General features: G+C 72.0%; 13 protein-coding genes. 3 read left to right on the top strand and 10 right to left on the bottom strand.

What is annotated here, in order from left to right; all coding sequences use genetic code 11:
* Window positions 1-23: 23 nt before the first annotated feature.
* The 3 genes from kstD to ACFWWR_RS12575 form a co-directional block, all read right to left on the bottom strand.
* Window positions 24-1,817, bottom strand: a complete 1,794-nt coding sequence (kstD, locus tag ACFWWR_RS12585) for a 3-oxosteroid 1-dehydrogenase (RefSeq protein ID WP_383867730.1) — start codon at window positions 1,815-1,817, stop codon at window positions 24-26.
* A 135-nt stretch (window positions 1,818-1,952) separates the two neighbouring features.
* Window positions 1,953-3,866, bottom strand: a complete 1,914-nt coding sequence (locus ACFWWR_RS12580; protein WP_383867732.1) for an AMP-dependent synthetase/ligase — start codon at window positions 3,864-3,866, stop codon at window positions 1,953-1,955.
* 208 nt (window positions 3,867-4,074) lie between these two features.
* Complete coding sequence (locus tag ACFWWR_RS12575) at window positions 4,075-5,370, bottom strand: acetyl-CoA C-acetyltransferase (RefSeq protein ID WP_384303155.1); 1,296 nt, start codon at window positions 5,368-5,370, stop codon at window positions 4,075-4,077.
* Between the two features lie 85 nt (window positions 5,371-5,455).
* On the opposite strand from ACFWWR_RS12575, the gene ACFWWR_RS12570 reads away from it, so the two are divergent.
* Together ACFWWR_RS12570 and ACFWWR_RS12565 are read left to right on the top strand one after the other, a co-directional pair.
* Complete coding sequence (locus tag ACFWWR_RS12570) at window positions 5,456-6,751, top strand: 3-oxoacyl-ACP reductase (RefSeq protein ID WP_384303153.1); 1,296 nt, start codon at window positions 5,456-5,458, stop codon at window positions 6,749-6,751.
* The gene (locus ACFWWR_RS12565; protein WP_383867737.1) at window positions 6,751-7,653 is read left to right on the top strand and encodes a MaoC family dehydratase; all 903 of its coding nucleotides are present in this window, start codon (window positions 6,751-6,753) and stop codon (window positions 7,651-7,653) included. Before ACFWWR_RS12570 ends, ACFWWR_RS12565 begins: the two co-directional genes overlap by 1 nt.
* On the opposite strand, the gene ACFWWR_RS12560 is transcribed toward ACFWWR_RS12565, so the two are convergent.
* From ACFWWR_RS12560 to ACFWWR_RS12530, 7 genes are all read right to left on the bottom strand, one after another.
* Window positions 7,635-8,297 (bottom strand): TetR/AcrR family transcriptional regulator, encoded by a 663-nt coding sequence (locus tag ACFWWR_RS12560; RefSeq protein ID WP_383867739.1) that lies wholly within the window; start codon window positions 8,295-8,297, stop codon window positions 7,635-7,637. The genes ACFWWR_RS12565 and ACFWWR_RS12560 overlap by 19 nt on opposite strands.
* Before the next feature lie 38 nt (window positions 8,298-8,335).
* Complete coding sequence (locus ACFWWR_RS12555) at window positions 8,336-8,644, bottom strand: DUF4229 domain-containing protein (protein WP_383867741.1); 309 nt, start codon at window positions 8,642-8,644, stop codon at window positions 8,336-8,338.
* A 120-nt stretch (window positions 8,645-8,764) separates the two neighbouring features.
* The gene (locus tag ACFWWR_RS12550) at window positions 8,765-9,286 is read right to left on the bottom strand and encodes a GNAT family N-acetyltransferase (RefSeq protein ID WP_383867743.1); all 522 of its coding nucleotides are present in this window, start codon (window positions 9,284-9,286) and stop codon (window positions 8,765-8,767) included.
* A gap of 66 nt (window positions 9,287-9,352) precedes the next feature.
* Window positions 9,353-10,006 (bottom strand): UdgX family uracil-DNA binding protein, encoded by a 654-nt coding sequence (locus tag ACFWWR_RS12545; protein ID WP_384303151.1) that lies wholly within the window; start codon window positions 10,004-10,006, stop codon window positions 9,353-9,355.
* Window positions 10,007-10,034: 28 nt separating this feature from the next.
* On the bottom strand, window positions 10,035-11,198 hold the full coding sequence (gene mqnE, locus ACFWWR_RS12540) for an aminofutalosine synthase MqnE (RefSeq protein WP_384303149.1): 1,164 nt from the start codon (window positions 11,196-11,198) through the stop codon (window positions 10,035-10,037).
* A gap of 50 nt (window positions 11,199-11,248) precedes the next feature.
* Complete coding sequence (locus tag ACFWWR_RS12535) at window positions 11,249-11,704, bottom strand: Lrp/AsnC family transcriptional regulator (RefSeq protein WP_383867748.1); 456 nt, start codon at window positions 11,702-11,704, stop codon at window positions 11,249-11,251.
* A gap of 96 nt (window positions 11,705-11,800) precedes the next feature.
* Window positions 11,801-12,562, bottom strand: coding sequence for a UbiX family flavin prenyltransferase (locus ACFWWR_RS12530; RefSeq protein WP_383867797.1), 762 nt, complete (start codon window positions 12,560-12,562; stop codon window positions 11,801-11,803).
* Between the two features lie 28 nt (window positions 12,563-12,590).
* Here ACFWWR_RS12530 and ACFWWR_RS12525 point away from each other — a divergent pair, with 28 nt between their 5' ends.
* A complete protein-coding gene (locus ACFWWR_RS12525; protein WP_384303147.1) occupies window positions 12,591-13,196 on the top strand; it encodes a rhomboid family intramembrane serine protease in 606 nt (201 codons plus the stop codon).
* Window positions 13,197-13,240 lie beyond the last annotated feature (44 nt).

Genomic DNA, 13,240 nt, shown 5'->3' with positions numbered 1-13,240 from the left:
CGGCATGATCCGCCGGGCCGGCCCTAAAGCGCGCCCGCGAGGTCCAGTGCCGCGACGTACCCGAAGGTCATCGCCGGACCGATCGTCGAGCCCGCGCCCGCGTAGCTGCGGCCCATCACGGCGGCGCTGGCGTTCCCGGCGGCGTACAGGCCGGGGATGACCGAGCCGTCGGGGCGCAGGACGCGGGCCCGGGCGTCGGTGCGCAGGCCGCCCTTGGTGCCGAGGTCGCCGGGGACGATCCGGAAGGCGTGGTACGGGGGGAGCCACAGGGGCGCGAGGCAGGAGTCGGGGAGGACGGCGGGGTCCGTGTAGTAGTGGTCGTAGGCGCTGTCGCCGCGCCCGAAGTCGGTGTCGTCGCCCTTCACCGCGAGGGAGTTGAAGCGGTCGACGGTGGCGCGGAGGGCGGCCGCGGGGACGCCGATGGCGGTGGCGAGGGCGTCCAGGGTCCAGGCCTTGTGGGCCGCGCCGGAGGTGTACCAGTCGTCCGGGAACGGGAAGGTCGGCGCCACGTCCTTGAAGAGGTAGCGGTTGCGGTAGTTCTGGTCGGTGATCAGCCAGGCCGGGATGTCGGGGTCGGTCGGGTTCCGCTCGTACATGGTGTGGACGACGTCGCTGTAGGGCGCGGCCTCGTTGACGAACCGACGCCCGGCCGCGTTGACCATCAGGCCGCCGGGGAGGGTGCGTTCGGCGAGGCAGAAGTACGGCTGGCCGGGGAGCGGGATGGCCGGGCCCCACCAGGCGTCGTCCATGAGCGCGAGGTCGGCGCCTATGTTCCGGCCCGCCCGGATTCCGTCCCCGGTGTTCTCCTTGGCGCCGACGGTCCAGTCCGTGCCGATCGGCTGCTGCTGGTACTGCGCCCGCATCGCCGCGTTGTGCTCGAACCCGCCGGAGCCGACGACGACCCCGCGCCGGGCGCGGATCAACCCCGGGACGCCGCCCGGGGCGACCACGGCGCCGGTCACCGCCCCGCCCTCGACGAGGAGCTCGGTGAGCGGGGTGCCGAGCCGGACCGGCACCCCGGCGGTCCGGAGTCCGAGGCGCAGCCCCGCCGCCAGCGACTGGCCCATGGTGAGCGGCTTCTGCCCCAGTGCGGCGGCCTTCGTGCCCCGGGCCAGGCACTCGGCGGCGACGGCGACGCCCTTCGCGCTCACCGCGGTCAGGGCGAGCCACTTGTAGTCGGCGCTGAAGACCACCAGGCCGGCCGGGACCTGCAGGTACGGCGGGTTGAGGCGGGCGAGTTCGGCGCCGAGGAGGTTGCCGTCGAGCTGGTCGGGCTCGATGGAGCGGCCGTTCGGGAGGCCGCCGGGGAGCTCGGGGTAGTAGTCGCTGTACCCCTCCATCCAGCGGAACCGCAGCGGGCTGTTGGCCATGACGAAGGAGAGCATGGCGGGCCCGTGGGCGAGGAAGGCGCGCTGCCGCTCGGCGGGGACGTCGGCCCCGACGACGGCGGCCAGGTAGGCGGCGGCCTTGGCGGGGGTGTCGGGAACGCCGGCGGCGAGGATCACCGGGTTGTTGGGGATCCAGATCCCGGCACCGGAGCGGGCGGCCGAGCCCCCGAAGGTGTCCGCCTTCTCGACCACCACACAGCTGAGCCCCCGCTTGGCGGCCGCGAGCGCGGCGGTCATCCCGGCGGCGCCGGACCCGATGACGACGACGTCGTACGTACCGAGGAGAGGCAGGTCGGCCGCACGGGCGCCCTGCCGGGTCCCGGCCGCGACGGCGAGGCCGGCACCCGCGGCGCCTGCGAGCAGGTGTCTTCGGGACGGGCGTCCGGTCGGTCCCGTGTGTCGTCTCTCAGGGTCCGCGCTCGTGGTCATGGCCACTCCAGCCCGCCGGGAACGAATGAAAGAGGTGGGAGGACGGGAATGTCGCGCGAGGGCCTTGGGAAGTCAAGAGGTGTGCGGCTGGAGCAACTCCCTTGTCCTGAAACAGACTTGGGGCGCGACGCCCTCTCACCGCTCGTACAGCCCCTCCACCTCCTGCGCGAAGTCCTTCATGACCGCTTCCCTGCGCAGTTTCATCGACGGGGTCAGGTGGCCGGCCTGCTCCGAGAAGTCCCTCGGCAGGATCGTGAAACGGCGGATCGACTCCGGGCGGGAGACCATCTTGTTGGCCTCGTCGACCGCGCGCTGGAGGACCGTTCTCAACTCGTCGTCGTTCACGAGGAGTTCCGGCGGGACGGAGTGCTTGCCGTTCATCCGGCGCCAGTGGCTGACGCCGTCCATGTCGAGGGTGATGAGGGCGGAGATGTACGGCCGGGTGTCGCCGAGGACCATGCACTGGGAGATCAGGGGGTGGGAACGGAGCCAGTTCTCGAGCGGCGCCGGGGCCACGTTCTTTCCTCCCGCCGTGATCAGGATCTCCTTCTTCCGGCCGGTGATCGTCAGGTAGCCCTCGTCGTCCAGGCGGCCGATGTCGCCCGTCGGGAACCAGCCGTCGGGGGACGAGGGGATCAGGCCGCTGCCGTGCGGGTCCCAGTAGCCGCGGAAGACCTGGCCGCCGCTGAGGAGGATCTCACCGTCCGCGGCGATGCGGACCTTGGTGCCGGGCAGGGGCCAGCCGACGGTGCCGAGGCGGGGTCTGAGGGGCGGTGTGACGGTGGCGGCGCCGGTCGACTCGGTGAGGCCGTAGCCCTCGTAGATCTCCATGCCCGCGCCCGCGAAGAAGGCCGCGATGGGGCGGCCGAGGGGGGAGCCGCCGGAGATGATGTGGCGGATGCGGCCGCCCATGGCGTTGCGGATGCGGCGGTAGACGAGGGGGTCGTAGAAGGCGCGGGCCGCTTTGAGGGCGGGGCCGGGGCCGCTGCCGGTACCGGCCTTGCGGGCCTCGACCGCCTCGGCGTAGCGGCCGGCCACGCTTGTCGCGCGGTCGAAGAGAGTGACCCGGCCGCCGCTCTCCGCCTTGGCGCGCGCGTTGTTGAAGACCTTTTCCAGCATGTACGGGATGACCAGCAGGAACGTCGGTTTGAAGCTGCCGAGGTCGGCGAGCAGGTCCTCCGCCTTCAGGCTCGGCGCGTGGCCGAGGCGGACCCGGGCGCGGACGCAGGCGACGGCCACCATGCGGCCGAAGACGTGCGACATGGGCAGGAAGAGGAGCGTGGAGAGTTCGCCGGCCGTCTTCGACTTGAAGACGGGGTGCAGGAGTTCGATGGCGTTGTCGACCTCGGCCAGGAAGTTGCCGTGCGTGAGGGCACAGCCCTTGGGGCGTCCGGTGGTGCCCGAGGTGTAGACGACGGTGGCGAGCGTGTCGGGGCCCAACACCCCTCGTCGTACGGCGATTTCCTGGTCGGGGACCTCCTGCCCGAGCTCGGCCAGGCGCTCCAGGTGGCTCTTCTCCAGGATCCACATGTGGCGCAGGTCGGGGAGGTGACTGAGTTCGGGGCCCAGTGCCGAGGCCTGCGCGACCGTCTCCGTCACCAGGGCCACCGCGCCCGAGTCCTGGAGGATCCAGCGGGTCTGGAAGACGGAGGAGGTCGGGTAGATCGGGACGGTGACGAGGCCGGCGGCCCAGGCGGCGAAGTCGAGGAGCGTCCACTCGTACGTCGTACGCGCCATGATGGCGACCCGGTCGCCCGGCACGAGTCCTTCCGCGATCATCCCCTTCGCGAGGGCGAGGACCTCCCCGGCGAACTCGGCCGACGTCAGGTCAGCCCAACCGCCCTCCTCCGTACGGCGGCTGAGCACCGGGTCCTCCGGCGCCGCGTTCGCGTTGTCGAAGGGCAGGTCGGCGAGCGATCCGTACGTGACCGGCGGGACGATCGGCGGGACGGACACCTCCCGGACCTCTCCGTCCAGCCGCCGGATCTCCGGTTCCACGAGCACGGGCGCACCGTCGTAGTCGTGACCGGACGGGTAGGCGAGGGACATGGGGCAGCTCCAGGGGCGTGCAACAGTGTTCCGCTCTGTTGCATGTGGTACGTACGGGACGTACCGGGGCGTTCACCAGCGGTGCGCGGCTGACGGGTTACCGCGGGTTAAGACGGTGATCGTACGGCGTGCGCGTGGAAGGTTCGTGCGGGTTCGGGGGTGGTCCGGAGCCGGGGATGTGCAACCTCGGAGGTTATGTGAGTGACCCTCAGGTACGCTCCAGCACCGCCGTCACTCCCTGCCCGCCCGCCGCGCACACGGAGATCAGGCCCCGCCCCGATCCACCGTCCCCACCCCGCTCGGCCAGCAGTTTCGCCAGCGTCGCCACGATCCGCGCGCCCGTCGCCGCGAAGGGGTGCCCGGTCGCGAGCGACGACCCGGCGACGTTCAGCCGGGCGCGGTCCACCGGTGCCAGGCCGCGCTTCTCCCACGCGGCCAGCGTCGCCAGTACCTGGGAGGCGAAAGCCTCGTGGACTTCGAGGAGTTCGAAGTCCTCCATTCCCAGGCCAGCCCGCTCCAGCATGCGTGGGACGGCGTACGCGGGGGCCATCAGCAGGCCGTCCTCGCCGCCCGCCACGTCCCCTGCCACGAAGTCCACGGCCGCCGTCTCGTACGCGGTCAGATACGCCAGCGGTTCCAGGCCGCGCGCCTCGGCCCACTCCTCGCTCGCCAGGAGGACGACCGCCGCGCCGTCCGTCAGGGGCGTCGAGTTGCCCGCCGTCATCGTCGGGTCGGGGGCGTCGAGGCCGAACACCGGCTTCAGGGAGGCCAGTTTCTCCACCGTGGAGCCGGGGCGCAGGTTCTGGTCGCGGGACAGGCCCCGGAACGGGACGACCAGGTCCTCGAAGAAGCCGCTTTCGTAGGCCGCCGCGAGCCGTTGGTGGCTCGTCGCCGCGAGTTCGTCCTGGGCATCGCGCGGGATGGCCCAGGCGCGGGCGGTGACGGCCGCGTGCTCGCCCATCGACAGGCCGGTGCGCGGCTCGGCGTTGCGCGGGATCTCGGGGACCAGGTGGCCGGGGCGCAGCCGCGCGAGCGCCTTCGCCCGGCTCCCGGGCGACTTCGCCCGCCGCACCGCCAGCAGCAGTCGCCGCAGGTCGTCGTTGACGCCCAGCGGTGCGTCGCTCGCCGTGTCCGCGCCGCCCGCGATCGCCGACTCCGTCTGCCCGAGGGCGATCTTGTTGGCGGCGGCGATGACGGCCTGCAGGCCGGTGCCGCATGCCTGCTGGATGTCGTACGCCGGTGTCCGCGCGTCCAGTTCCGAGCCGAGGACCGTCTCGCGGGCGAGGTTGAAGTCGCGGCTGTGCTTGAGGACGGCCCCGGCGACGAGCTCGCCCACCGCGCCCGGCGCCTCCAACTCGTGCCGCTCCACGAGACCGTCGAGCGCCGCCGTCAGCATCTCCTGGTTGGAGGCGGTGGCGTAGGGACCGTCGGAGCGGGCGAAGGGGACGCGGGCGCCGGCGACGACCGCCACGCGGCGGGCCACCAGCGGCTTCAGGGGGCTCATCTCGACCAGCTCCTCACCCGTGACGTAGGCTTACCTTCGGTAACCTTACTCCAGAGTAAGCAAAGATTCGCGTGGGGAGACGGCCATGGCCGACCGCTACCTGAGCTTCACCGGCACCGCGCCCGGCCGTTTCCTGACCCGTCGGCTGGGGCTGCCGCAACCGGCCGCACTCCGTCGCTGGACCCCCGGGCACCCCTCCCTCGAAGGCGACCTGCTCCACCTCACAGCCGGCAAGTCCGACCTCGACCTCGCCGGTACGGGGCTCCCGTCGACCCATGCCTCGGATCGTCCCGCCGCCGTCCTCCTCGACGCCACCGGCGTGCACGATGTCGCCGGGCTCGGCGACGTGCACGCCGCCTTGCACCCCGTCGTCCGGTCGGTCGCCGCCAGCGGGCGCGTCGTCGTGCTCGGCGCCCCGCCGGCCCCCGCCGACCATCACCAGGCCGCCGCCCAGCAGGCCCTGGAGGGCCTCACCCGCTCGCTCGGCAAGGAGATCGGCCGAGGCAGAACCGTCAACCTCGTACGGCTGACCGACGCGGCCGCCGCCGAGTCCACCCTGCGCTTCCTCCTCTCCCCCGGGTCGGCCTACGTCAGCGGCCAGGTGATCGAGGTCGACGCCCGCCCGGTCACCGCCCCCGCCGACCCGGACCGCCCCCTCGCCGGGCGCACCGCCCTGGTCACCGGCGGCGCGCGCGGGATCGGCGAGGCGGTCGCCGAGACGCTGGCGAGAGACGGGGCGCGGGTCGTCGTACTCGACGTACCGGCAGCGGAGGAAGAGGCTCACAAGGTCGCCGAACGGCTCGGCGGCACCGCCCTCGCCCTCGACATCACGGCCGCCGACGCGGGCGAGCGGATCGCGGCAGCGCTGCCCGCCGGGCTGGACGTGCTCATCCACAACGCGGGCATCACGCGCGACCGGCGACTGGTCAACATGCCTGCGGAGCGCTGGGGTTCGGTGCTGGAGGTGAACCTGGCGAGCGTGCTGCGGACGACGGACGCGCTGCTGGCGGCGGGGACCCTGAAGCAGGGCGGCCGGATCGTGGCGACGGCATCGATCGCCGGCATCGCGGGCAACGCGGGGCAGACGAACTACGGCGCGAGCAAGGCGGGGATCGTCGGGCTCGTCCGGTCCCTCGCGCCGCGCGCGCTCGCCGAACACGGGGTGACGGTCAACGCGGTGGCGCCCGGGTTCATCGAGACGAAGATGACCGCGGCCGTCCCCCTGTTCATCCGCGAGGCGGGCCGCCGGATGAACTCCCTCGCCCAGGGTGGAGCGCCCGCCGACGTCGCCGAGACCACCGCCTGGCTGGCCCACCCCGCCTCCGGCGCGGTCAACGGACAGGTCGTGCGGGTCTGCGGCCAGAGCCTGCTGGGGGCGTGATGTCTCTCGTCCTCACCCGGTCCCCCGCCCTCGTGCCCCTCCTCACCCGCGGCGCCCTGCTCTCCCCTTTCAAACGCCCCCGCCCGGACGCGGACTTCTCCCGCACCCGGCTGGTCCTGCCCGGCCTGCGCGTCGACCTCGCGCGGCTGGCGGCGTACGAGCGGGTGTGCGGCTTCGCCACCGGGGACGACGCGCTGCCGGTGACGTATCCGCACGTGCTGGGCTTTCCGCTCGCGATGAAGTTGATGAGCGGGCGGGACTTCCCGCTGCCGCTGCTCGGGCTCGTCCACACGTCGATCGAGATCACCCGGCACAAGGCGCTCGCGGCCACCGGAGAGTACGAACTCACCGTGGGGGTCGAGGGGTTGGCGCCGCACCGGCGCGGCACGGAGGCGGTCGTCGTCACCGAGGTACGGGCGGACGGGGACCTCATGTGGGAGTCGAGGAGCAGGTATCTCGCCCGGCACCGCACGGACGGCCGTACCGCGGAGACCGGCGGGCAGGCACGGGCGACCGGTGGGCAGACACGGGCGACCGGCGGGCAGACACGGGCGACCGACGAGCAGGCACGCGTGCCGCTTCCCGCTGTCGCCGAGTGGCGGCTGGCCGGGGACATCGGACGCCGGTACGGCGCCGCATCCGGCGACCGCAACCCCATCCATCTCCACCCGCTCACCGCCCGTCTCTTCGGCTTCCCCCGGGCCATCGCGCACGGCATGTGGACCGTGGCCCGCTGCCTGGCCGCGCACGGCGCATCGCAAGCGGCCCAGGTCCGGGCGGAGTTCAGGGCACCGGTGCTGCTGCCGGGCACGGTGACGTACGCCGCCGACGGCGAGCGGTTCGAGCTGCGCGGCGGAGACCGGGTGCATGTGAGCGGCGGGGTCTACCCGATCGCCTCGTGAACCGGCTCCGACGGTGACCACGGCTGCCCGGCCATCAGGTTCCCCAGCCCCGCCCACGCGAAGTTCATCAGGGTCGCCGCCGCCTGTCTGGCGCTGACACCGGGCGTGGCGTTGGCCCAGGCTGCGAGTGACTCGGCCGCTCCGACCAGGGCCTCGGCGAGGCCGGCCACCTCGCGCTCGGGGAGATCGGGGTCGCGGTGGGCCTCGCGGGCGGCGACGACGATCAGGTGGGTCACGAAGGCGACGATCTCCTCGCGCATCGCGGCGACCTCGGCGGCGAACCGCTCCCCGTGGGTACGGGCCTGGAGATGCAGGACCGACCAGGCGTCCGGGTGCCGCGCGGTGTGCGTGAAGAACGCCCGCAGACCGTCCCAGAGTTGGCGGTCGGCGGGCAATTCGGGATCGACGCCGGCCCGGACGGCCGCGGTGAGGGCCTGGGCCTCGCGGCGGATGCAGGCGGCGAAGAGGTCTTCCTTCGAGTTCAGGTACAGGTAGACCAACGGCTTGGACACGCCCGCGAGTTCGGCGATCTCGTCCATCGAGGCGGACATGTACCCGCGCTGCCCGAAGGTCCGCACGGCGGCGTCCAGCATCTGCTGCTCACGGACGGCACGCGGCATCCGCTTGCTCTTCACGGCACCCATGCCGGAAAGACTAATTGGGTGCGGGCGTGAAGAGCCCCCTACGACGCCTGGGAGGCCTTGCCCTGCGTGCGCGCGGCGTCGTCGGCGACGTCCTCCTGGCTGCGGTTCGCCTCCAGGTTGGACTTCATCCGGTCCACCCGCTGGACGACCTGGAGCGAGGCCCGGTCCCGCTCCTTGCGCAGCACGACGAAGCTGATCGGGGCGGAGAGCACGAGGGAGAGCAGGATGATCCACATGCCGTTGGACTCGCCGAGGCCGCGCGGGACGACACCGGAGTAGACCAGGCCCCAGACGACCACGAGGCAGCCCACCAGGATCCCGAGGCGCATCAGTGTGTAGCGGAGCATCTCAATCCACTCTTCCGTTCCGACTGGGGGTCCCCCCTCTGAGGGCTTTCCCGAAGGCACCATCCAGTGAAGCACGCCCGGGACGCGATCTTGCAGGGGGCCTGCGACGACGGGACGGCGTCAGTTCAGGACCAGCCACATCATGATGTCGTCCCGGTAGTCGTCCGCGGCGACCCGTAGCCCTCCCGGCACCCGGCCCACCTCCTTGTAGCCGAGGGAGGCGTAGAAGTCCTCCAGGCCCGTTCCGCCCCGGCAGGTCAGCTTGAGCGCCTCCAAGCCGAGGGCGCGGGCGTGTTCCTCTGCCGCCGCGAGCAGGGCGCGGCCGTGACCGCCGCGCTGGAGGGAGGGGTCGACCATGACCGTGGTCAGCCAGCCGTAGTGACCCTGCAGGCGGTGCGCGTTGAGGCCGAGGAAGGCGGTGGCCCGCGGCCGTCCGTCGGGGTCGAGCCCGGCGACCAGGCGGTGGCGTCCGGCCGCGAGCGACTCCGCGTACCGGTCGATTTCTGGACGTACCTCCTCGTACGCCGTCTCGCCGACGAAGCCGACCGCTCCGCCCGCGTTGTTGACGGCCGTCCACAGCCGGGTCAGCTCGTCGAGGAACGCGGGGGTGGGGTCGGGGTCGAGCCGGAAGGTGAGTTCCATGGTCAACGAGCTTAGGTTCGGCCGGTCGCGCGCCCGTCTCCGGGGCGCGGGCCTTCACCTGCGCGCTCACCCGAGGGCGTGGGTCGCCACCCGCAGGTCGGAGACCAGCCCTCGATAGGCGGCCTCCCGGTCGTCCGCCCGCAGCACCGACGAGGGGTGCACGGTCGGCACCAGCCGCTCGGCATGCCCGTGGATCTCCTCCTCCAGGACCGTCCCGCGCACCTGCGTGACCCGGAACGACGAGCCGAGCAGTGCCTTGCCCGCGGTGGCCCCGAGCACCACGATCAACTCGGGTTCCACGACCGCCAGCTCGGCGGCGAGCCACGGCCCGCACGCGGTCATCTCCCGCAGGGACGGCGCCTTGTGGATCCGGCGCTTACGGGGTTCCGCCTGCGTGAACTTGAAGTGCTTCACGGCGTTGGTGACGTACGCCTCGCCGGGATCGATGCCCGCCTCCGCCAACGCACGGTCCAACAGCTTCCCGGCCGGCCCGACGAAGGGCTTCCCCTGCCGGTCCTCCTGGTCCCCGGGCTGCTCCCCCACGAGCATCACGCGCGCGTCGGCCGCTCCCGCCCCGAACACGGTCTGCGTGGCGTCCCGGTGCAGGGGGCAGCCCCGGCACTCGCCGGCGGCGCGGCGCAGGGCCGGGAGGCCGCCGCTGTCCGGGACGAAGGGTTCGGCGGTGTACGCGTCTTCGGGCGCGGCCGTACGGGGACTCACGCCCGCCGAGTACCGCGCCCGGAACGCCTCACACGCGCATCGGCTGCGGCGACTCGCGACGCGCCGGGTCGGGGCCGTCGTACTCGCGGATGATCTCGTACCGCGTGTTCCGCTCGACGGGCCGGAAACCGGCGTCCCGGATGAGGTCCAGCAGGTCCTCGCGGGTCAGCTTGTTCGGCGTGCCGTAGTTGTCCGCGTCGTGCGTGATCTTGTACTCGACGACCGAGCCGTCCATGTCGTCGGCGCCGTGCTGGAGCGCGAGCTGCGCGGTCTGGACGCCGTGCATGACCCAGAAGACCTTGACGTGCGGAACGTTGTCGAAGAGCAGCCGGGAGACCGCGAAGGTCTTCAGCGCCTCCGCGCCGGTCGCCATCTGCGTACGCGCCTGGAGGCGGTTACGGACCTTGCCGTCCTTCACGTCCACGAAGTCGTGCTGGTAGCGCAGCGGGATGAAGACCTGGAAGCCGCCGGTCTCGTCCTGCAGCTCACGCAGGCGCAGCACGTGGTCGACGCGGTGGCGGGGCTCCTCGATGTGGCCGTAGAGCATGGTGGCCGGGGTCTTGAGACCCTTCTCGTGCGCGAGCCGGTGGATCCGCGACCAGTCCTCCCAGTGCGTCCGGTGGTCCACGATGTGCTGGCGGACCTCCCAGTCGAAGATCTCGGCGCCACCGCCGGTGAGGGACTCCAGTCCGGCGTCGATGAGCTCGTCGAGGATCTCGGAGGCGGTCAGGCCCGAGATGGTCTCGAAGTGGTGGATCTCGGTGGCGGTGAAGGCCTTGAGCGACACGTGCGGAAGGGCGGCCTTCAGCTCGCGCAGGGAGCGCGGGTAGTAGCGCCACGGGAGGTTCGGGTGCAGGCCGTTGACGATGTGCAGCTCGGTGAGGTTCTCGCCCTCCATCGCCTTGGCGAGCTTGACGGCCTCCTCGATGCGCATCGTGTACGCGTCCTTCTCGCCCGGCTTGCGCTGGAAGGAGCAGTAGGCGCAGGACGCCGTGCACACGTTGGTCATGTTGAGGTGGCGGTTGACGTTGAAGTGGACGACATCGCCGTTCTTCCGCGTCCGCACCTCGTGCGCGAGACCGCCCAGCCAGGCCAGGTCGTCCGACTCGTAGAGCGCGACGCCGTCCTCGCGGGTCAGCCGCTCACCGGCCCGGACCTTGTCCTCCAGCTCGCGCTTGAGCCCGACGTCCATGCTTCTGCCTCTCCTCGGTGACAAACCTTCTCAACCGTACGCCCAGCCGGTCACTCCTCCTCGGGCAGCTCACCCACCCGGTTCTCCCACTTGGTGGAGAGCACGATCGTGGTACGGGTGCGGGACACGCCCTTGGTCCCGCTGAGCCGCCGGATGATCTTCTCCAGCCCGTCGACGTCGGTCGCCCGCACCTTGAGCATGAACGAGTCGTCGCCCGCGATGAACCAGCAGTCCTCGATCTCGGAGAGGTCCTTCAGCCGGCGGGCCACGTCCTCGTGGTCGGCGGCGTCGGAGAGCGAGATGCCGATCAGGGCGATGACGCCGAGGCCGAGCGAGGCGGCGTCCACGGTGGCCCGGTAGCCGGTGATGACGCCGGCCGCCTCCAGCCGGTTGATGCGGTCGGTGACGCTGGGTCCCGACAGACCGACGAGGCGTCCCAGCTCCGCGTAGGAGGCCCGGCCGTTCTCCCTCAGGGCCTGGATGAGCTGCCTGTCCACCGCGTCCATGCGATTGAAGCCTTCCGATGAAGAGACTGAGAGGTCTGGAGTGTTCCTGGGGCTGGTGGTGCGTGCTGCTACTGCTACCGCTGCTACCGCGGGTACTTACTCGGGCGGTTCGGGCCGTTCGGCCCGGGAGCTCCCCAACTCGCCCGCCCACCGGCGGTACAGCCCGTGCCGGACACCCGCCGCGTCGAGGACCCGTCCGGCGACGAAGTCCACCAGATCCTGGATGTGGGTCGCGCCCGCGTAGAAGGCGGGCGAGGCCGGTACGACACTCGCGCCCGCGTCGTCGAGCGTGACCAGGTGGCGCAGGGTCTGCCCGTTCAGCGGGGTCTCGCGTACGGCGACGACCAGCGTCCGCCGCTCCTTGAGGGTGACGCTCGCGGCCCGCTGCAGCAGGTCCTTGGACAGGCCCAGCGCGACTCCGGCGACACACGCGGTGGAGGCCGGCACGATCAGCATCCCCTTCGAGGGGTACGACCCCGAGGACGGCCCCGCCGCCAGGTCACCGGCACTCCAGTGCCGTACGCCGTCGATGTCGGCCTCGAAGGTCCCCGGCTTCCCGTCGGCGCCCCTGCACAGCCATTCCCGCAGGTCGTCCTGCCAGTGGGCGTCCCGGAAGGAGATCCCGGTCTCGTCGAGGAGGGTCAGCCGGGAGGCCCGTGACACGACCAGGTCGACGCTCTCGCCGGCGGCGAGCAGTGCGCGCAGCACGGCAGCGGCATAAGGGGTGCCGGAGGCGCCGGACACCCCTACGATCCAAGGCGTACGCGGCGTCTCTCCTGGCTTGACTGGGTTCACAACCCCGAGCCTATCCGGCGTCGCAGGGTGGGAACCGGCCAAGGGTGCCGGGGCGTTCCCCATGAGGGACGAGCGAGCTGTGGGGGTTGCCATGTCCGGTACGGAACTCGAGTGGTCGCGCGGCGACCGTGCGAAGGCAGCGGCCAAGCTGATGGTGGGCTGGGTCGCGCTGCTGTGGCTCCTCGAAGTGGTGGACGTGGCCACGGGGCATGCGCTGGACGACTTCGGGATCATCCCGCGCGTTCCCGCCGAGCTGGTCGACATCGTCCCCGCCGCCTTCCTGCACTTCGGCTTCGCCCATGTGGCCGCGAACAGCGTGCCGCTGCTGGTCCTCGGCTTCCTGGCGGCGCTGGGCGGGCTGCGCCGCTTCGCGGCGGTGTGCGCGCTGGTCATCGTCGCGGACGGCCTGGGCGTGTGGCTGATATCCCCGGCGCACAGCAACACGGCGGGCGCCTCCGGGCTGATCTTCGGCCTCTTCGGCTTCCTGATGGTCAGCGGCTTCGTCGAGCGCCAGCCGCTCGGGGTCCTGGTCGGCCTGCTGGTCGGCGCGGTCTGGGGCGGCGCGATCCTCGCGGGCCTCGCCCCGACGCAGACCGGCGTCAGCTGGCAGGGGCACCTGATCGGGCTCGTGTCGGGCGTGGCGGCGGCGTTCGTGTTCCGCAGCCGGGCCGGGACCGCCCCTGTCCTGACCCGGTGAGGCCCCGCTTGCACGATGAGCCCCACTGACACTGTGAGGCCGCC

Source organism: Streptomyces sp. NPDC058678 (assembly GCF_042714835.1).
Lineage (GTDB): Bacteria > Actinomycetota > Actinomycetes > Streptomycetales > Streptomycetaceae > Streptomyces.
This window is presented reverse-complemented; position numbering and strand designations above follow the sequence as displayed.

Bases quoted from the DNA above. Each gene is read 5' to 3' on its own strand.
- ACFWWR_RS12580 (WP_383867732.1), bottom strand. From the start codon at position 3,866: ATGTCCCTCGCCTACCCGTCCGGTCACGACTACGACGGTGCGCCCGTG.
- ACFWWR_RS12560 (WP_383867739.1), bottom strand. From the start codon at position 8,297: ATGGGTGCCGTGAAGAGCAAGCGGATGCCGCGTGCCGTCCGTGAGCAG.
- ACFWWR_RS12530 (WP_383867797.1), bottom strand. From the start codon at position 12,562: ATGGGGAACGCCCCGGCACCCTTGGCCGGTTCCCACCCTGCGACGCCG.
- mqnE (WP_384303149.1), bottom strand. From the start codon at position 11,198: ATGGACGTCGGGCTCAAGCGCGAGCTGGAGGACAAGGTCCGGGCCGGT.
- ACFWWR_RS12525 (WP_384303147.1), top strand. From the start codon at position 12,591: ATGTCCGGTACGGAACTCGAGTGGTCGCGCGGCGACCGTGCGAAGGCA.
- ACFWWR_RS12565 (WP_383867737.1), top strand. From the start codon at position 6,751: ATGTCTCTCGTCCTCACCCGGTCCCCCGCCCTCGTGCCCCTCCTCACC.
- kstD (WP_383867730.1), bottom strand. From the start codon at position 1,817: ATGACCACGAGCGCGGACCCTGAGAGACGACACACGGGACCGACCGGA.
- ACFWWR_RS12570 (WP_384303153.1), top strand. From the start codon at position 5,456: ATGGCCGACCGCTACCTGAGCTTCACCGGCACCGCGCCCGGCCGTTTC.
- ACFWWR_RS12555 (WP_383867741.1), bottom strand. From the start codon at position 8,644: ATGCTCCGCTACACACTGATGCGCCTCGGGATCCTGGTGGGCTGCCTC.
- ACFWWR_RS12550 (WP_383867743.1), bottom strand. From the start codon at position 9,286: ATGGAACTCACCTTCCGGCTCGACCCCGACCCCACCCCCGCGTTCCTC.
- ACFWWR_RS12575 (WP_384303155.1), bottom strand. From the start codon at position 5,370: ATGAGCCCCCTGAAGCCGCTGGTGGCCCGCCGCGTGGCGGTCGTCGCC.
- ACFWWR_RS12535 (WP_383867748.1), bottom strand. From the start codon at position 11,704: ATGGACGCGGTGGACAGGCAGCTCATCCAGGCCCTGAGGGAGAACGGC.